The 19,485-nt window shown below is 47.6% G+C and carries 13 protein-coding genes and 1 pseudogene; 10 read left to right on the forward strand and 4 right to left on the reverse strand.

Features of this window, described 5'->3' with window-relative positions:
* Position 1 precedes the first annotated feature (1 nt).
* Together tnpB and NZ043_RS14760 are read left to right on the forward strand one after the other, a co-directional pair.
* The gene (tnpB, locus tag NZ043_RS14755; RefSeq protein ID WP_339312410.1) at positions 2-1,075 is read left to right on the forward strand and encodes an IS200/IS605 family element RNA-guided endonuclease TnpB; all 1,074 of its coding nucleotides are present in this window, start codon (positions 2-4) and stop codon (positions 1,073-1,075) included.
* 140 nt (positions 1,076-1,215) lie between these two features.
* Positions 1,216-1,865: pseudogene (locus tag NZ043_RS14760) on the forward strand (CatB-related O-acetyltransferase).
* Between the two features lie 333 nt (positions 1,866-2,198).
* Here the strand turns inward: NZ043_RS14760 and NZ043_RS14765 are convergent.
* A complete protein-coding gene (locus tag NZ043_RS14765; protein WP_124117202.1) occupies positions 2,199-2,471 on the reverse strand; it encodes an HU family DNA-binding protein in 273 nt (90 codons plus the stop codon).
* 98 nt (positions 2,472-2,569) lie between these two features.
* Positions 2,570-2,770, reverse strand: a complete 201-nt coding sequence (locus NZ043_RS14770; protein ID WP_017690333.1) for a cold-shock protein — start codon at positions 2,768-2,770, stop codon at positions 2,570-2,572.
* Between the two features lie 168 nt (positions 2,771-2,938).
* On the opposite strand from NZ043_RS14770, the gene NZ043_RS14775 reads away from it, so the two are divergent.
* The 8 genes from NZ043_RS14775 to NZ043_RS14810 all read left to right on the forward strand — a co-directional run bounded on the left by NZ043_RS14775 (position 2,939) and on the right by NZ043_RS14810 (position 15,147).
* Entirely contained in the window at positions 2,939-3,841 is a 903-nt protein-coding gene (locus NZ043_RS14775) for a tyrosine-type recombinase/integrase (protein ID WP_339312413.1), read from the forward strand.
* 339 nt (positions 3,842-4,180) lie between these two features.
* The gene (locus NZ043_RS14780) at positions 4,181-5,914 is read left to right on the forward strand and encodes a response regulator (RefSeq protein WP_339312415.1); all 1,734 of its coding nucleotides are present in this window, start codon (positions 4,181-4,183) and stop codon (positions 5,912-5,914) included.
* Positions 5,915-5,940: 26 nt separating this feature from the next.
* The gene (locus tag NZ043_RS14785; RefSeq protein WP_339312417.1) at positions 5,941-7,737 is read left to right on the forward strand and encodes a sensor histidine kinase; all 1,797 of its coding nucleotides are present in this window, start codon (positions 5,941-5,943) and stop codon (positions 7,735-7,737) included.
* On the forward strand, positions 7,715-8,887 hold the full coding sequence (locus NZ043_RS14790; RefSeq protein ID WP_339312419.1) for a substrate-binding domain-containing protein: 1,173 nt from the start codon (positions 7,715-7,717) through the stop codon (positions 8,885-8,887). The genes NZ043_RS14785 and NZ043_RS14790 overlap by 23 nt, the downstream gene beginning before the upstream one ends.
* A 162-nt stretch (positions 8,888-9,049) precedes the next feature.
* A complete protein-coding gene (locus NZ043_RS14795) occupies positions 9,050-10,111 on the forward strand; it encodes a galactose ABC transporter substrate-binding protein (RefSeq protein WP_036672480.1) in 1,062 nt (353 codons plus the stop codon).
* A 74-nt stretch (positions 10,112-10,185) separates the two neighbouring features.
* The gene (locus tag NZ043_RS14800) at positions 10,186-11,691 is read left to right on the forward strand and encodes a sugar ABC transporter ATP-binding protein (RefSeq protein WP_339312421.1); all 1,506 of its coding nucleotides are present in this window, start codon (positions 10,186-10,188) and stop codon (positions 11,689-11,691) included.
* 15 nt (positions 11,692-11,706) lie between these two features.
* Positions 11,707-12,726, forward strand: a complete 1,020-nt coding sequence (mglC, locus tag NZ043_RS14805; protein ID WP_017690326.1) for a galactose/methyl galactoside ABC transporter permease MglC — start codon at positions 11,707-11,709, stop codon at positions 12,724-12,726.
* 849 nt (positions 12,727-13,575) lie between these two features.
* Positions 13,576-15,147 carry an ATP-binding protein gene (locus tag NZ043_RS14810; RefSeq protein WP_256332322.1) on the forward strand — a complete coding sequence of 524 codons (1,572 nt, stop codon included), beginning with the start codon at positions 13,576-13,578 and terminating at the stop codon, positions 15,145-15,147.
* A gap of 676 nt (positions 15,148-15,823) precedes the next feature.
* Here the strand turns inward: NZ043_RS14810 and NZ043_RS14815 are convergent.
* On the reverse strand, positions 15,824-17,656 hold the full coding sequence (locus NZ043_RS14815) for an ABC transporter ATP-binding protein (RefSeq protein WP_339312425.1): 1,833 nt from the start codon (positions 17,654-17,656) through the stop codon (positions 15,824-15,826).
* The gene (locus tag NZ043_RS14820) at positions 17,649-19,433 is read right to left on the reverse strand and encodes an ABC transporter ATP-binding protein (RefSeq protein ID WP_339312427.1); all 1,785 of its coding nucleotides are present in this window, start codon (positions 19,431-19,433) and stop codon (positions 17,649-17,651) included. The genes NZ043_RS14815 and NZ043_RS14820 overlap by 8 nt, the downstream gene beginning before the upstream one ends.
* Between the last annotated feature and the right edge of the window lie 52 nt (positions 19,434-19,485).

The following is a 19,485-nucleotide window of genomic DNA, read 5'->3' on the forward strand; positions in this document are numbered from 1 at the left end:
CGTGCTAAAAGCCTTCAAATATCGCATATACCCCAATCCAGAGCAGCAGCAATATCTAGCTAAAGCTTTTGGCTCTGTTCGCTTCATCTACAACAAGATGCTGGGAGACAAGATGGAGCATTACAAACAAACGAAAAAGATGCTGCGCAACACACCAGCGCAGTATAAAAAAGAGTTTTCGTGGTTGAAAGAAGTCGACAGCCTTGCTCTTGCGAACACACAACTTTCTTTAGAAAAAGCATATAAGAATTTCTTTCGTGATCCAACCGTCGGCTTCCCCCATTTCAAAAGCAAGAAGAATCGACGTGATCGCTTCACAACGAATAACCAAAATGGAACCATAGCGATTGAAGCAGGGAAGCTTAAAATTCCTAAGCTGAAGACCCGAATTAAAGTGAAGATGCATCGTTGCCTCCATGGAAAGATCAAATCCTGCACCATTTCCAAGACAGCGTCAGGGAAATACTTCGCTTCCTTGTTGGTTGAAACCGTGATTGAACCTTTGCCACGAAGCCAAAACAAGATCGGCGTCGATCTGGGCCTCAAAGACTTTGCCATCCCATCGACGGGTGACGTTATTACCAATCCTAAACACCTTCGTCGTTCGGAAAAACGTTTAGCTAGGCTGCAAAGAGAACTGTCCAGAAAGCAGAAAGGTAGCCGAAATCGGGACAAAGCACGCCTAAAGGCTGCTCGACTTCACGAGAAAATAGCAAACCAGCGAAAGGACTTTTTGCACAACGTGTCGACCCGAATGATTCGCGATAACCAAGTGATCGTCATGGAGGACCTGCGTGTGAAGAATATGATGCAAAACCACAAGCTGGCTAAAGCCATATCTGAAGTCTCGTGGAGCATGTTTCGCTCGATGCTCGAATACAAAGCCGCTTGGTATGGGCGAACGTTGATTATTGCACCCAAGAACTATGCTAGCAGTCAGCTATGTTCAAGTTGTGGTTACAAAAATGTGGAGGTAAAAAATCTGGCTTTGCGCGAATGGATGTGCCCATCCTGCCAGACCGTACATGATCGGGATCGAAATGCGGCCCTCAATCTACTGCAACTCGCCAACTAAATGGCATACATTGGGTGAGGAACTCACCTGTAAGCTTGGGTAAACTTGGGGCAGTTGCTCTATTGACCAAGAAGCACCCCGCCTCTTAGGTGGTGTGTAGTTCACTATCTGTTACAATAGGGAAAAGGAGGGACTACAATATGGCCCCTGATAAAACAAAACTTTTCCCAAATGAGAATATCCGTACGGTATGTTACATTCAAAACCTGCCGCCGCGTTCCAACGTGGACATTGGTGATTATACGTATTATAGCGATAACACGAATCCGCCAGAGCAATTCTATGAAAGGATACAGCATCATTATGACTTTATTGGTGATCGCCTGGTCATTGGCAAGTTCTGTGCAATTGCGGAAGGTGTGACATTCATTATGAATGGCGCGAATCATCGGATGGAGGGTATGACCACGTATCCGTTCAACATTTTTGGTGGAGGATGGGAGCGTGTGACACCTACACTGGAACAACTTCCATATAAGGGTGACACGGTACTGGGGAACGATGTATGGCTTGGACAACATGTGACGATCATGCCTGGTATCACGATTGGAGACGGGGCAATCGTTGCCTCCAATTCAACCGTTGTTAAGGACATTGAACCCTATACGATTATTGGTGGTAATCCAGCCAAGACTGTTAAAAAGCGTTTTGACGAAGAGACGATTGCACTGCTGCTGGAATTGAATTGAAGTGGTGGGATCAGGATGAGGAATGGCTGGATACACATTTGGAACGCCTTGTCTCTACATATGATCTACAGATCGTGCGCGAACTTCTGAACAGCAAATAGGATGGTTGTGCATAAAAGACAAAAAAAGCTGGTACCTGACGGAGCCGGCTTCCAAGCAAATCAGGCCCTGGACCGTTTTGAGCGGATCAGGGCCTCTTGTTGTCCAAGATGAAATGTTAATTTAGCGGGTGGGTGGTCGTAGGTTGCAATCAGACTGTACTGATGGGGGCTTTAAATGAGTATGAGCTTCTGCATGATCCGAGTTTGTCTGTTTGCCTGAATAAAAGTTAATGATATCATCAACGGTAGTAAACACGACATTTAAATCCATATTATCATTGTGTGTTTGAATAAAAACCTCTTTTCAATGGGTTGTTACGTTTGTTACGTGGTTTAATTTAAAGCTTCTTTCATGCTTAAGCCTGCTGTGAATACAGGAACTTTACCTGCAGGTAGTTGAATTTCTTTGCCTGTTCTCCGACTTCTTCCCGTTCTTGCCTCACGCTTTTGTACTTCGAATTTCCCAAATCCAACCACTTGAACTTCTTTACCTTCTTTGAGAGCTTCGAGAATCGAATCCAGTACAACGGTTACAGCTTTTTCAGCATTCTTCTTGGAGAAACCGCCAGCCTTAGCTACTTCTGTGATCAATTGTTCTTTATCCATGGGAATACCTCGCTTTCATTCTTGGGATGTGGAAACTTTGCTGTGACACCTATGAGTAAATAAAAAGCTGCCTTATTAATAAGGCAGCTTTCATATAATTAAAGTTTAGTAACGTTCTCAGCTTGTGGTCCACGGTTACCTTGAGTTACTTCAAATTGAACGCGTTGACCTTCGTCCAAAGATTTGTAACCTTCACCTTGAATTGCACTGAAATGAACGAATACGTCTGTTCCTTCTTCAGTTTCGATAAAGCCGAATCCTTTATCCGCGTTGAACCATTTCACTGTACCTGTTTGCATGTGATTCCTCCAAAAAATAAGTTTTTAGCCGATCATTATGACGAGTATAATTTAAAATTGACACTCACCTGGTGCATTTAAACCACGAACTTGATGTCCGCTAATGTATCGATTAATATTATAATACCATGTCCGCTAATATAAGTCAAGATTTGGAGGTATTTTCTAATGAATCAGTCATCAGGCATATCGGTGCAGCGGGAACCGACGATAGAAGAATTCATTCATATGCTTACCAATGAGGATGAATTGCATCCCAAAACCGTGAAGGAATATGCAAGTGATCTGAAGCACTTTATCGAATGGTACAAGGAAAGCACCATGCTTAGCGAAGAAATGACATTGCGAATCGAAGACGTAGATACATCCACTTTAGTCAACTATCGCGAAGATGCACACAAAGTTATGTTATTGAAGCCAGCCACCATTAACCGAAGGTTGATTACGCTGAAGCGTTTTTTCAAATGGGCTGTCTTGGAATCCAGGCTCAGTCATGACCCTTCCAAACCATTAAAATTCATTCCGGAAGACAAAGTAAGTCCACGCCGAATGACATCCGAAGAAGAGCAGGCATTCCTCGCGGCAGTGGAGAACGGTAATTCCCTTCGTGATCAGACCATCTTGACCCTTATGTTTCACACAGGCTTGCGAACGATGGAGGTATGCAACCTCAAGCCTCATGATATCGAACTAGGTAGACGAAGCGGTCACCTGACAGTTAGAGCCGATAAACGCAACGTGCAACGTATGATCCCTTTGAATATGCAGTGTATTGTAATGTTGAATCAGTACTTATCTGATCTACCTACCGATCCTGCTTACCTTTTCCCTTCAGAGAAGACAAATGATCGTTTAACGGAGAGAGCATTGCGCCACCTGATTAAAAAAGTAATGATAGCAGCAGGGCTGGAAGGACTGAGTTCACACGACCTGCGTCATCGTTTTGGTTACGCCATGGCTGAGCATACGCCACTGCACCGCTTGGCCGAGATAATGGGACACACCAACCCAGATACAACAATGATTTATTTTAAAGCATTAAGTTCGAATCATCGTAGAGAACAAGAATGATGACTCTGAATTATAGTCAGAATCAAAACACCTCTTATTAGAAGCGCTTCGAAATTTCCCGTGTTTGTATTACTTTAACCTACGCTTAGCATTCATATACTATCCTACCCATTTCACTTAGGCAGTGCCCGACAGGGTTGCCTTACCTCTAATAAAGAAAGCGATTACATATCCCTGATAATATTGTATATTATGATGGCAACCTTGGAACAGCTCTATATGATCCCTTTGCATTTTGCTTCAATTCGGTGGGCAATAAGAAATCAAATGATTCACAATGCTACATATATTATTCGTTGCTAGGGCATAAGGCTCGTCATAAAAGGGAGGAATCCAATCGTGTACCGGGTACTGCTGGTGGATGATGAAGAAGATGTGCGTGAAGGACTTGTTGTAGAGGTCGATTGGGAAGCGCTCGATCTGCGGATTGTCGGTTTGGCTGAGAATGGGCGGGAAGCATTGGAGATGGCGGAGCGGGTAGAGCCGGATATTGTGGTGACGGATATCAGCATGCCATTCATGAATGGTCTGGAACTCGCGCAAAGATTGAGGAAGCGTAATCCACTCGTGAAGGTGGTCATTTTGACTGGATATGATGAATTTGATTATGCGAGGCAAGCCATCTCGTTAAGTGTGGATGAATATCTGCTGAAGCCGTTCTCGGCAGGACACCTCACCGAATTGCTCACAAGACTGCGCGCCCAGATGGCGGCTGAAGTATCCGAGCGTGAAGATGTACAGCAGCTGCGTGAGCACTATCATACCAGTTTGCCTTTATTACAGGCAGATCTGATGGCGACCTTACTCCATCGGCAGAAATCCTCGACATATATTCATAGCAAAGCCAAACAATGTGGATTGGATCTGACAGGAGAACGCTATGGGGTGTCCGTATTGACACTGCATATGGAAGGAGATGTGCAGAAGGCGAAACCTGAGGGAGTATTCAACGAGCCTCCGCAGCGACATAACCAAGCAACATCTGAGGAAGCGGATCAGTCTGAGATATTCGTTCCCGGAGGCTCCTTGCGTCAATCTGAGGATGCTGAACTGAAACGCTTTGCTGCACTTAACATTGCGGCAGAAGTCTGGGCTGAGCATGGGGCTGGTCATGCCTTTATGCATCAGGAGACGATTGTGCTGCTCTATGTGGATCGTTCGGGCGGTACAGATGGAGCGAAGCGGCAACAGAAGGCATTGGAAAATGTGATGCGCAGCATCAACCACTATTTACGTATCCCGGCTACGGTGGGATCTGGTCAGATTGTCGATACACTCGCGGATGTGAATCATGCCTATGAAGATGCCCTGCTGGCATTGGATTATCGGCTTGTGCCCGGGACGGATTCAATCATATACATCGCGGACGTGGAGCGACAGACAGCGGGCAAACTGCGGTTCGACGAGTTGAAGCAGCAGACACTAACACGTTGTCTGAAGGCTGGTACGCAGGCAGAGCTGGAGGAAGCACTTGCGATCATTTTCCGGGAAATTACCGTGGAGCACGGGCGAAGTGATATTCAGCTCTATCTGATTGAAGTATTAACAACAGTATGGAAGGCCGCACAGGCATCAGGGGAAGAAATGGAAGACATCTTTGGTGCAGGGTTCCAGTTGTATGCGGATTTGTTCCGACTGCCGGGTCTTACTGAGGCACAGAAGAAGGTACGGGAGGTCTGTCTACTCGTACAACATCGCATTGCCAGCGGTCGCCAGCATGTATACAAGGATATTGTTGAGCAGGCATTAGTCTTCACCAAAGAGCATTATGCCGACCCGGACCTGTCCATTCAGAAGGTGTGCGGACATCTGCATATCAGCTCCGGTTATTTTTGTGGCATTTTCAAAAAAGAAGTGCAACTTACCTTCCTGCAGTACCTGATGCAGATTCGAATGGAGGCAGCGCGTGAACTGCTTCGCTCGACAGAGCTGAAGTCATTTGAGATTGCGGAGCAGGTTGGCTTTGCTGAACCCAATTACTTCAGTTTTTGTTTCAAAAAACATATTGGCGTCTCGCCCAAAGAATATCGTAAACAGGCTTCTCAGACGGCAAGTGAAGGTTCGATCCGATGAAGTTCTTTTCGAGATGGGTGAAGTCCATGGGACCTCAATTACGCTCCCGGCTGCGTTCGTCCAGAGTCAGCAGTATCCGGTTTATTATTACGTGGTCCTTTTCCGTTTTCATCGTCTTGGTGCTGACCATCATGGCAATGCTTCTGCATGACAAGTTCACGCAGGCTGCCGAGCGAAGTGCGGAACTGACGACGAGACAGATTGTAGATCAGGTCAGTTATAACCTGGAGGATTACGTCCGCAGCATGTCTCATCTGTACCGTGCCATTGAGGAACACATGCTGCGTGACGGGACATGGGAAGGGGAACTGGTGGACAAACAGCTCGACACACTGCTCAGCAGTCGTGAAGATATCATCTCGATTACTCTGCTTGATTCCACGGGGAAATTGCTTAAGAACCGACCTACAGCCGAATTAAAACCGAGTGCCCATGTGACACAGCAAGGGTGGTTTCAGTCTGCGCTTCGTGTGCCGGATCACCTGAGTTTCTCGTTACCTCATATTCAGAACATGTACACAGGCCCATATAAATGGGTCGTTTCCATGAGCAAAGGCATAACGATACGGCAAAATGGTCAGGATCGGCAGGTTATTTTGCTGGTCGATATCAATTTCAAACAGATGGATGAACTGAGCCGTCGGGTCAGTCTGGGGCAACGAGGATACGTGTATATCATCGATGAGAGTGCGGGCAATATCGTGTACCATCCGCAGCAGCAATTGATGTATATGGGACTCAAAAGCGAGAATATCGAACAGGCTTTGGTCGCTTCCGGCAGTTACGAAGATGAAGCAGATGGACAGAAAAGGCTGAATACCGTGAAGTCCGTTGCCAATATCGGGTGGAAAATCGTCGGTGTTGCTTATCTAGATGAGATTATGACGACTCGTCAGGAAGTGAACGGATATCTCATTCGTGTATTGATCGTTGTACTGGTGCTGGTCATTCTCGTCTCGCTGTTCTTATCCTCCAGTCTGACTCGTCCGATTCGGCGAATGGAACGTAAGATGAAGGCCGTAGAGCGCGGGGATTTCAACGTGGAGTTGCCTATTGAAGGGCCGCTGGAGGTTGAACGACTATCTCGTCGCTTCAACCTGATGGTTAATAAAATCAGGACCCTGATGGATGAGATTATCCACGAACAGGAACAGAAGCGGCGTCTGGAGCTGGAAGCCTTGCAGGCCCAGATCAATCCGCATTTTTTGTACAATACGCTGAATTCCGTGGTTCGCATGGTAGGTATGAGCCGTAATGAGGAAGTGATCACGATGATCACGTCTCTTTCCCGCCTGTTCCGCATCAGTCTAAGTCAAGGTAAAACGATTATCACGATCAGGGAAGAGCTGGAGCATGCGCAGCATTATTTGACGATTCAACAGATGAGGTTTAAGCGCAAATTCAACTTTACCATCCATGCAGATGAGACGCTCCTGGAATGCCTGACATTAAAGCTAGTGCTCCAACCCCTGATTGAGAACGCCATTGTTCATGGCATCGAGTACCACATGGACGAAGGACGTATTGAGATCGATGTTTATCGTGAGGACAACAAGCTGGTGTTTCGCATTACAGATAATGGGGTCGGCATGACGGAAGAACAGATGTCGGGATTACTAAGTGGTCTTCCTGTGGTCAAAAGCGGTGCAGGCTCCGGCGTAGCGGTACGCAACGTCCATGACCGAATCCGGCTCTATTATGGGGAGGGGTTCGGACTTGAATTTGCAAGTGAGCTGGAAGAAGGCACCACGGTCTGGCTTCGGATCCCCATTCAATCGCAGCAGAAGGAGGACGAGCCTGATGGCAGACAACCAAGTGAATAGGCACGATGACCATAGAGTTAAAGGATTGAATATTCGTACTTTTTGGAAAAAGGTTGCTGCGAGCTTCCCTGGAATTCGGAAACGTCGGTTATTAACTCTGACAGTTGCAAGCTTGTGTCTGCTTATAAGCAGTGCCTGTGGCCTATCGAGTCCGGATGCAACGGTATTACCACCACGTATTGCGCTGATTACACCAGCTGGAACTGGGGAACTTGCGGAAGCTATCCGGCTTGGTGCCGAAGCGGCTGCCAAAGAGAGTGGGGCGGAACTGATTACCGTGGAAGCATACCCTTCCGATGGTCATATGTACACACCTGCCATTCCAGACTCTGATGGAAGTCAGATGAAAATTAAACAGGCAAATCCCAACAGCCAAACGTTGTCTCGCAGTGCGCGAGAGCAGGCTCAGGTGGAGGCTGCTGCATTGGCACTGAAACAGGGGGCATCAGCTCTATTGGTTGATCCCCTGAGTGAGAAGGTACTTAGCGATATCATTCAGGAGGCACAGACAACGAATTCCGATGGAAACATCGTTCCTGTTATTGTGCTTAACGATGAATTTCCCGTGAAAGGCATCACCAGCATCATCTCCATGGATAACATTGAGGCGGGGAGACAGGCGGGTCAGGCCATGGCGGAGCTTCTGGAAGGGAAAGGGCATGTAGCCCTATTAGGTCCAGACCCTGTTAATTCCGGCCTGATTCAGAGAGAGCAGGGGGTTATGGAAGTCCTGGTACAGTATCCTGACATCCAAGTGGAACCCAAATCGATATGTAATACACGGGATGGATGTTGGCAGACTGCGAAGCAATTGCTGGACCAGCAGGAGGTGGATGGCTTTATTACTCTTCAGGAACCTGCTTCACTGGGAGCAGCCGATGAACTGAATCGACGCAACTCTGCGGACAAGGTAAGAATTGTTGGATTCGGCAGTGAACAACAGCAACTGGAGCAATTGCAGGAAGGGGTCTTTGATCATCTCATCGTCCAGAATGGATACAGTGCAGGTTATCTGGGATTGAATCAAGCCGTTGCGCGGCTGAATAATCAACAGGTGCAAGCGAGAGTGCTACTTGAGACGAAGCTGGTTAGTACCGACAATATGTTCTGGATGGATAACCAGAAGCTGTTGTTTCCTTTTGTACAATGAACGAATGTTGGAACGAATGCTGAATGAAGAAATGAAGGTGTTTTTTAACTTGAGGAAGATTTCGATAGAACAGGTGAAGATATTGTATTCGAATTTAATGTAAACCCTTTCATAATAAAGACATCGGTGAAGCCGAATGAACTTGGGGGAGGTCATTAGGATATGAAGAAAACATGGATGACACTGTTGATTACGGCATGTATGGTTGTGGCGGCGGGGTGTAGCAGCGGCGGAGACAGTGCAGGTGGAAGTACGGGAACAGATACAGGAGGCCAGACAGCAGCCGGTACGGAAACGCCCAAGATTGGTGTTGCCATCTACAAATTCGATGATACATTCATGACGGGTGTACGTAATGCGATGACCGCAGCAGCGGAAGGTATTGCGACCCTGGATATCGTGGATAGCCAGAATGCACAGCCAACCCAGAACGAGAAAGTTGATCTGTTTGTGTCCAAGAAATACAATGCAATGGCCGTGAATCCGGTGGACCGGACGGCGGCAGGTGTCATCATTGACAAGGCTAAGGCAGCAAACATTCCAGTGGTATTCCTCAACCGTGAGCCAGTGGCTGAAGATATGAACAAGTGGGATAAGGTGTACTACGTAGGAGCAAAAGCGGAGGAGTCCGGTACAATTTCTGGACAGCTGATTGTGGATTACTGGAAAGCACATCCGGAAGCGGACAAAAACGGCGATGGCAAACTGCAATACGTCATGCTGAAAGGGGAACCGGGTCACCAGGATGCAGAGCTTCGGACCAAATATTCGGTTCAGGCGATCCAGGATGCCGGTATCGAAGTGGAAGCACTGGCGGAAGACACGGCGATGTGGGACCGCGTGAAGGGTCAGGAGAAAATGCAGGCGTTCCTGGCTTCCCATGGCGACAAGATTGAAGCCGTTCTCGCGAACAATGATGACATGGCCTTGGGAGCCATTGAGGCATTGAAAGCAGCCGGATACTTCAAGGATGGCAAATCGATGCCGGTTGTAGGTGTGGATGCAACAGCTCCAGCCATTCAGGCTCTACAGGATGGCACGATGCTGGGCACGGTGCTTAATGATGCCAAGAATCAGGGTGCAGCCACGGTGGCACTGGCTTCGGTACTTGCCAAAGGTGAGACACCAACGAAGGAAAATACCAAATACGACATTACAGATGGTAAATACGTCTGGATTGCATACAAAAAGATTACAAAAGACAACATTGCCGACGCCCAATAACAGCACGAGACAGGGACGTCCGACATTCGGGTAGCGTCCCTTTTTTGCCGGTCATATGGAAGGGAGGATACAAGATGGAGTCACCTTACCTGCTGGAGATGAAAGGAGTTTCCAAAGCATTTCCGGGTGTGCAGGCACTAAGTCAGGTCACATTGAAAGTGAAGCCGGGGACGGTTCACGCCTTGATGGGAGAGAATGGAGCGGGCAAATCCACACTTATGAAATGTCTGTTCGGGATGTATCACCCGGATGAAGGAACGATACGCATCGAAGGAAAGGATGTGGATATTCCGAATTCCAAAGCGGCACTTCAGCATGGCATATCCATGATTCATCAGGAGCTGAACCCGGTCCCGCATCGTCCGGTGATGGAGAATATCTGGCTGGGTCGTTTTCCGATGAGGGGAATACTGGTGGACGAGAAACGGATGTATACCGATACACTATCTCTGTTCAAGGACCTGAACCTGGATATTGATCCGAAGGCTCAGGCCGGAACATTGTCTGTCTCCAAGATTCAATCCATGGAAATCGCCAAGGCGGTCTCGTTCAATTCCAAAGTCATCGTCATGGATGAGCCAACTTCTTCCCTGACAGGCAAGGAAGTGGACCAGCTCTTCGCCATTATTAATGAACTGCGCAGTCGCGGCGTATCCATAATCTACATTTCCCACAAGATGGAGGAGATCCTGACGATCTCGGATGAAGTGACCATCATGCGTGATGGCTTCGTTGTCGGGACTTGGGATGCTGCGGATTTAACGACAGATCTGATTATTACGCGCATGGTGGGTCGTGATCTGGACGAACGTTTCCCGGAACGGACGAACGTACCCGGTGAAGTGATATTAAAAGCCGAGGGGCTGACATCAAACCAGTCCAAATCGTTTCGTGATGTATCCTTTGAGCTGCGAAAAGGTGAAGTGCTCGGCATTGGCGGCTTGGTTGGAGCACAGCGGACAGAACTGATTGAGTCCTTGTTCGGACTGCGTGGACTCGCTTCAGGTACGATTTCGATTCATGGGCGCAAGGTGAAGATTAACTCCCCCGCAGCAGCGAAGCGTCATAACATTGCGTTGCTCACGGAGGAACGAAGGGTTACAGGGATATTCCCGGTGTTGTCGGTGTATGAGAACACAATCATTGCCAGTCTGGGGCGCTACCGAAATCGTGTGGGTTTGCTGGACGAGAAGAAGGGCCGGGAAGAGGCACGGGAACAGACGCAGAAGTTTAGAACCAAAACGCCTTCAGTTAACACGCTGATTCGCAACCTGTCTGGCGGTAATCAACAGAAAGTTCTACTGGCCCGGTGGTTGCTGACCGACCCGGAGATTCTGCTGCTGGATGAACCGACACGTGGAATCGATGTAGGGGCCAAGTTCGAGATATACACCATTATTACGGAACTGGCTCGTCAAGGCAAAAGCATTATCATGATTAGCTCGGAGATGCCCGAACTGCTGGGTATGTCGGATCGCATTATGGTGATGAGCGAAGGGCGTCTCACCGGAATCGTGGACGGAGCCGAGGCAACAGAGCAGGATATTATGAGGCTGGCCGCGCAGCAGCGGATGGCTTAGTCAGGAGGGAAACAGATGAACACACAGATGATCAATCAAGTGAAACAATATGTAACACAACGCGCCATCTTTATCGTATTGATTCTGCTCATCATTGGTATAGCTATTGCCGATCCGAATTTTCTTGCCTTCTCCACACTGCGGGACATCTTACAGCAATCCTCCACACGGGCTATTATTGCGCTCGGTGCAGCCTTTATCCTTGTCACGGGCGGGGTCGATCTGTCCGCTGGACGGGTGGTTGGTCTGACGGCTGTTGTATCGGCATCGATGCTGCAAATTGATGAGTATGCCAACCGCTTCTTCCCCGATCTGCCCCACTTATGGGTGGGTCTGCCGATCCTTGTCGGGATTACCGCGGGTCTATTCGTGGGATTGGTAAATGGACTAATTGTCGCCAAATTACATGTGCCCCCTTTTATCGCAACGCTGGGTACAATGGTTGCTGTGTATGGACTGAACTCCATTTATTTTGATACAGAACCCAACCAGTCACAGCCGATTGGAGGATTGAGACCCGATTTCACCGTTATTGGCTCTGGATACATTGATCTGGGCGGGGGTTATTCCATCCCGTATATTGTCCTCATTGCTATTGCGGTGGCATTAATCTGCTGGGTGATCTTTAACAAAACACGTCTCGGCAAAAACATGTACGCGATCGGTGGCAACATTCAGGCAGCACATGTATCCGGGATTCATGTGGCACGCAACCTGGTTGCCCTGTATGCCATTGCGGGTGCACTGTATGGTCTGGGTGGTGTGCTTGAGGCAGCACGAACAGGTGGAGCAACAAACAATTACGGTAACATGTATGAGCTGGATGCGATTGCCGCATGTGTGGTAGGCGGCGTATCAACGGCGGGAGGTATTGGAACAGTACCTGGAGTTATGGCGGGAGTGCTGATCTTCGGGGTCATTAACTATGGCCTGACGTTTATCGGTGTGAGTCCATACTGGCAGTTGATTATCAAAGGATTGATCATTGTTGCTGCTGTGGCTTTTGACATCCGTAAGTATATGGCAAAGAAATAAGATGAGCCTCAAGAGGTTACACCAGTCACTCCGATGACAGAACAACCTTCTGATCGCTGTTATCCCCAGATTTTTTGATTCCCTTCTAATTAGAAGGGAAAATCCGGGGATAAAGGCGAGGTGTATGCTTCCGATGTAGCTTTCTTTCAGAAAGCTTTTAGCTCCGCTTCTTCAGGTTATTTCTGACCTCTACGTTATCGTGTAAATAATTTGTTCATCTTATATGGAAAAGCAGCAAAGAAGCCAGCCCTCGGGATATAGAGAGCTGGCTTTAATTGTTTAACCATTGACCATCCAATCGATAACGGGGATAACTGGTCCAATGATACATAAGAGCAACATAAATCCGGCGACGTTATAAGATACACTGGTACCAAAATGCGCACGATATTTTTTGGCAATCAAGAAGGCTGGAATCCAGAAGAGGGCTGCTACTACAAAAGGAATGTGAAGTCCTTGAGTTCCGTTGCTATAAATCGGTATGTTTATTAAGTTAAGAAGATAATGACTGATCATAAAATTTGCTTTGCCCCATGGAAAGTTAAAGGCAAGGCCCCGTTCCGAAGCCCAGTGGTTTTCGTTGTGTTGTCATGTGATGTCCTCCATAACTAAGAATTTATCCTAAATTAATCCATTAATGTATTGTACCACAATAATGATATGCGAAGAGGAATTGTTTCACTTTTGTTGATTACAATTACATCATATGTCCTATTGCCTTCATAATTTATACATTCATGCGAATTTGACGAGCCTCCACTAATCGACAACATCAGCTAATCATAATCGATATAATACATGTACATAAGTTGTTTGATGTGAGTTTTATGTCAAAGGGGGCGAGGCTGTTTGCTTAGTTACACGATGAAAATGGTGATATTCCCGCTAGGTTGTCTGCTTGTCATTCTGTCCTCTTATGTTCTCAGGCTTACCCCTCATATGGCAATAATGTCACTTTCGGCGACATTATTGGTAGCAAGTATTTATGGGGAGAGACGATATCCTGTGCTGCGAAAGTTTCAGTGGATTTTTCTCGGGATATTCCACTATTTCAGTGAACTCAACTGGTGTAACATGCTGTATTATATGCTCATTATTTCAATGATCCAGGACAAACCACGGTTGGCGCAGACCTTGCCGATTTCGTTGCTGCTTATGCTGCAATATACGGTGATTCGGCTTTCGTATGTGCCTGTAGATACATATGCTTTGCTGGTTTCGTTATTTGACCTGTTAACCTCGGTTGTTATCATTTTTTTGTATCATACCTTAATCAACAGTGAGGTCGAGAAGCGCAGGCTTCGGGAAAAAAATCGGTTCCTGACCTTGCATGATCCGCTTACCGGACTGTTGAATTACGAAGGTTACATGGAGGTGTTACATAAGACAGTAGAAGAGCAACGGTCTTTTTTGCTTGTCCTTTTGAACGTCAATAACTTTAGCGGCTTTAAAAAAGATTCAGAAGATCCTTGGTGTACGGTAATCACAGGTACAGGTCAGATGATCAGCAATCATTTCACCGAAGCCTATGGCATATCCCGGTATGCAGGAGACCGATTTGCGGTCGTTTTGCCGGAGATACAGGATGTGGAAGAACGAATGTCGTCACTGTTATCCGTGCAGCTTCAAGGATTCCAGGTAAGCTACAGCATCTCTCTGTACCCGGAGATGTCGGATTCGTTGCAGCACTTTATGACGGTAGCCGAGGATAGGCTGCTTCAACAACAGCGCAGCAAGTGGCTGAAAAATGAAGAAGAAGTATTTCGTTCCGAAAGACTAAGGGCCGTTGGTGAACTGGCCGCGGGTATGGCTCACGAAATTCGGAACCCGCTTACCGCAATCCGGGGATTCCTGCAGCTTTCCCGTGGACAAGCGTTTAATATCGCGCCATGGTATGAAGTGATTATGGGTGAGGTGACGAGAGTAACCGATCTGACAGCTGAATTTTTGCAGTTTTCCAAACCACATGCCAATCACATGAAGCCGGAACAATTGGGGCACTGCCTTGAACGAGTAATGTCTTTGACCGAGTCAGATGCGGCATCCCGTGGGCATCGAATTACGCTTGAAATGATTAATGAGCCAGTCGTGATCAACATGGATCGGGATAAGATTGTGCAGGTATTGATCAATCTGATTCGTAACGCTTTTGAAGCAATGACAGACCCTGGTGAGGTTCATATGGATTTGTTGCAGGAAGGAGATGCAGTACTCATTTCAATTACAGATACAGGAAGCGGCATTCCGGAAAATTCGCTATCCACAATCTTTAATCCCTTTTATACAACCAAAGAAGAAGGTACGGGACTTGGACTTGCACTTTGCCAGAAAATCGTTCAGGATCACAATGGTAAAATTACCGTCCATAGCGAAATGGGGGTTGGTTCCACCTTCACGCTTCATCTGCCCATGGAGACGTAAATCGTATAACTGACCCAGAGATAGCAATTAAATAGTCATTAAATAAAATCAAAAAAACGCCGCATGGGTCCTGAAGAACCCCGTGCGGCGTTTATATTTCGATTAACTAATGTGTGGATTCCACATCGGTTCAGATCATTTTTGCTATATAAGAGTGTGTCTGCAATTTCAAGTAAGCGATATGATGATGGAGGTCAGCGTATAAAAGTCTGAAGTTCAAGCGTGGCTGATCCTGGCGAATGGGTAGTCGACTATCTAAGGAACATAGGACGTCTTATTTGGCCTTCAGGTCCTCACTTTAATTTGTAAGAAACTTCAGACACGTTATTTCCCAAATCTCATGAAAAAAACGCTGAAAAGGGTTGTTTGTTTGATTATAACGTCTCTCAGGTTCTTTAGATTTCTGAGGGAGCTTTAAAAGCTTGAATAAGACGCCTCAGATTCGTTAGCTTACGCTCTTGCTCTGCTCCAACCGCGAGCTGGACGATGTCCTCCAATTCCGCCCGGCACGGAGCAGAGCTTTTCATTTGGAATAGAGAAACTCCGCTTTTACGGCGTCCTGATTGTTTACTCGCACAAGAAGGAAATGTTCTCCCCACATTCAGGATAGAGCGCACTTGTTTGCTCCGTAAGCGCTAAGGTCCGCTTCGGCATGGAGTAGCTTTGCAGACACGCTTTAGTTCGACTTATTGAGCTGTCCCTGATGTAACTGATAGTAGAATCCTTGTTGCTGCATCAACTCGTCATGGCTTCCCCGTTCAGCAATCTGTCCATCATCAATGACGAGAATCTGATCGGCTTCACGAATCGTGCTCAGTCTGTGGGCGATGACAAAGCTGGTCCGGTCTTTCATTAATGTGCGCATCGCTTCCTGGATCTTCATCTCTGTACGCGTATCAATGCTGCTCGTTGCTTCATCCAGAATAAGAATGGCCGGATCAGCCAGAATTGCCCGGGCAATGGTCAGCAGTTGTCGTTGTCCCTGACTCAGGTTGCTTCCCCCGGAAATGATAGGGGTATCGTAGCCCTGTGGCAGTTTGCGGATGAACGAATGTGCATTCGCCAGCTCAGCCGATTGTCTGATCTGTTCATCCGTTGCGTCCGGCTTGCCGTAGGCGAGATTCTCGCGAATGGTACCCGAGAACAGGTATGCATCCTGAAGTACAATGCCGAGTTGCCGACGAAGTTGATCCTTCTCCAGTTCCGAGATGTCACATCCATCAATGGTAATCCTTCCGCCTGTAATCTCGTAGAAACGGGGCAACAGGTTGATAATGGTCGTTTTGCCTGCGCCGGTGGGTCCAACAAGTGCAATCATCTCACCAGGTTTTGCAGTAAAACTAACCTTCTTCAGAATGTCTCGCTCCGCACTGTACCCGAAGGAGACGTCTTCAAATACCACTTTGCCTTGAATCTGATCCAGTTGTTTCTTCTGTTCTTCCACGTATTCACCAGGCGTATCCATGATGTGGAATACACGTTCAGCACCTGCAATTGCAGCCTGAATCAAATTATACTGATTGGCTAGATCGTTGAGTGGCCGCTCAATCTGGCGGGAGTAAGCGAGAAAGCTGACGATCAGTCCGATGGATGTTAGATCATGATAAGCCATCCATCCACCTACAGAAGCCAGTATGGCAAACCCGATATTGTTCATCACGTTCATTGTAGGTCCAACCAGACCCGAAACGGTCTGGGCTTGTGTGCTGGATGTGCGAAGTTTCTCGTTCAGATTTTCAAAATGTTGATGTGCCTGATCCTGACGATTATAAGCAGCTACGACTTTTTGTCCAGCAATAGTTTCCTGAGCATACCCATTAAGCTCACCAAGCAATTTCTGTTGAGCGGTGAAGTGTTTGCGTGTTCTTGACGCGATCAGGCGAGTGGCGATGGTAATCAAGGGTACAGTCACTAGACTGAGCAGGGTAAGCCGAACATCCAGTGCAAACATGATCGACAAGGAGCCAACGAGCAAAATGGCGCTGGACATCAGTTGGGTTACACTTTGATTCAGCGTTGTAGATACGTTATCGATATCATTGGTGGCCCGGCTCATCAGGTCCCCGCTTTGATTTTTATCAAAAAAGCTGACAGGCAGCTCTTGCAGTCGGGAGAACAACGCATGACGCAGATCTTTAACGGTCAGTTGGGACACACCAATCATGACATAGGATTGAGCCCACATCAGGAGCGAACCAAAGACATAAACACTCAGCAAGAGGAGACATTCCTTCAGTAAACCCGCTGTTACTTTGGGAACGATATGTTCGTTAACGGCGCGGCCGAGAAGATAAGGCCCTGCCAGATTGAGCAGTGTGCCGAGAGCGGTTAGAACCAATGCAGCAATGACTCCTTTGCGATGACGTCCCATGTACGACCATACCCGAATCAGAGCATGGCGAGCATTTTTGGCTCGGACTTTGGGAACAGGTCCTCTTCCCGCTGGTCCGGGTCTTCCGATCGGAGGCACGACGGTTTGTTGAATGGAGGAAGATGCAGGTTTAGCCAAATTGAACATCCTCCTTCCGTTGCTGCGAATAATAGATCGCTTGGTAGTGTGATGAATGAGCCATAAGGTCATCATGTGTGCCCCTGGCAACGATCTGTCCTTCATCAATGACATATATACAGTCTGCATCCTTCACGGAAGAGATCCGCTGTGCAATCAAAAAGGTCGTGCTGTCTTTCATCAAGGATTGCAAAGCCTTCTGAATACTCGCTTCCGTGCGCAGATCCACAGCACTGGTGCTATCATCCAGAATGAGCACTTCCGGTTGCATGAGCAGGGCGCGTGCAATGGATATACGCTGTTTCTGCCCACCGGACAGATTGACGCCGCGTTGCCCCAGTTCCGTGTCATACCCGTCTTTCAGTTTCATAATAAAATCATCCGCTGCCGCAGCTTGTGCCGCAGCACGCAATTCAGCATCCGTTGCACCGGGCCGGCCGAAGCAAATGTTATCCCGGATGCTGCCGCTGAAGAGGATGGATTCCTGTAGCACAATGGACACACGGCTGCGAAGATCCTGAAGATCCCAGTGGCGAACGTTCACTCCATTCACGAGCACTTCACCCTGCGAAGCATCGTATAGACGGGGAATCAGCTGCACGAGCGAGGTTTTGCCTGAACCTGTTGAACCGATCAGAGCCACTTTCTCACCCGGGCGAGCCTTCAGGTTAATGCCGGTGAGTGCATGATCTCCGTCATAACGGAAAGATACGTCTCTGAACTCCACTTGACCGTCTGTGCGTGAGGAAAGGGAAGACGTTTGGTATTGGGATTGATCACGGGTAGTCGGGGGTGACTGCACATTCCCGGAGTTGTCGGTTCCCGATTGAATATCCGGCTGTGTATGTAACACCTCGTTGATCCGTGCAGCAGATACCTTGGCGCGGGAGAAACTCATCATCATCATGCCGATGGACGTGAGGGACGAGAGTACAACCGTGACATAGTTGATAAAAGCAATCAGATCTCCAGCAGCAATATCGCCTCCGACTACCTGGAAACCTCCGAACCACAGCACCGCTACAATGGTAGCGTTCAGCATCAGGCTGAGCACGGGTGCATTCAGCGTTACAATACGCCAGGCTTTGACGGCGGTTGTAGTGTAATCTTCGTTGGATTGCTTGAAGCGCTTTTTCTCCAGACGTGCACGTGCAAACGCCTTGACGACTCGAATGCCAGCAAGATTCTCCTGAAGCACAGCATTGACCTGATCAAGCTTGCTCTGCACACTGGCGAACAGCGGATAGGAAGCTTTTATCAGAATAAATAAAATAATAAATAGTACCGGCACAGTCGCAATAAGAATCAAAGCCAGTTTCACACTGATCGTAAACGCCATAATGATACTACCGATGATCAGCATCGGCGAACGGATAAACATCCGCAGCAGCATCTGCACAAAGGTCTGCATCTGGGTGATATCACTGGTTAGACGAGTGATCAGAGATCCTTCCTGAAACGTATCCAGATTACGGAAGGAAAAGGTTTGAATATGGTCAAACAGTTCCTGGCGCAGATCTGTGCCGTATCCAACGGCAGCTTTGCTTGAATAGAGTGTACAGCCTGCGCCGCCAACCCAGCCGATTAACGCAACAAGTAGCATGATCAGACCTGTAGTTATGATATGGGAAAGGTTGCCTGCAAGCACACCATCATCCACGATGCTGGACATCAGTTTGGGCTGGAGCAGGTCCATGGTAACCTCAAGTACCATGAGCAGCGGGGCGACGATCGCCGCCGACTTATACGGGGTCAAGAATCGTTTTAACGTCCACAATAGGGAATCACCTCAATGTTCATTGCATAAGTATTTTCTTTTAAACGATGTC

Source organism: Paenibacillus sp. FSL k6-2145 (genome assembly GCF_037976585.1).
Classification (GTDB): Bacteria; Bacillota; Bacilli; order Paenibacillales; family Paenibacillaceae; genus Paenibacillus.

Excerpts from the sequence above, each read along its gene's own strand:
- NZ043_RS14765 (WP_124117202.1), bottom strand. The coding sequence starts at position 2,471 with ATGGATAAAGAACAATTGATCACAGAAGTAGCTAAGGCTGGCGGTTTC.
- NZ043_RS14770 (WP_017690333.1), bottom strand. The coding sequence starts at position 2,770 with ATGCAAACAGGTACAGTGAAATGGTTCAACGCGGATAAAGGATTCGGC.
- NZ043_RS14775 (WP_339312413.1), top strand. The coding sequence starts at position 2,939 with ATGAATCAGTCATCAGGCATATCGGTGCAGCGGGAACCGACGATAGAA.
- NZ043_RS14785 (WP_339312417.1), top strand. The coding sequence starts at position 5,941 with ATGGGACCTCAATTACGCTCCCGGCTGCGTTCGTCCAGAGTCAGCAGT.
- NZ043_RS14790 (WP_339312419.1), top strand. The coding sequence starts at position 7,715 with ATGGCAGACAACCAAGTGAATAGGCACGATGACCATAGAGTTAAAGGA.
- NZ043_RS14795 (WP_036672480.1), top strand. The coding sequence starts at position 9,050 with ATGAAGAAAACATGGATGACACTGTTGATTACGGCATGTATGGTTGTG.
- NZ043_RS14800 (WP_339312421.1), top strand. The coding sequence starts at position 10,186 with ATGGAGTCACCTTACCTGCTGGAGATGAAAGGAGTTTCCAAAGCATTT.
- mglC (WP_017690326.1), top strand. The coding sequence starts at position 11,707 with ATGAACACACAGATGATCAATCAAGTGAAACAATATGTAACACAACGC.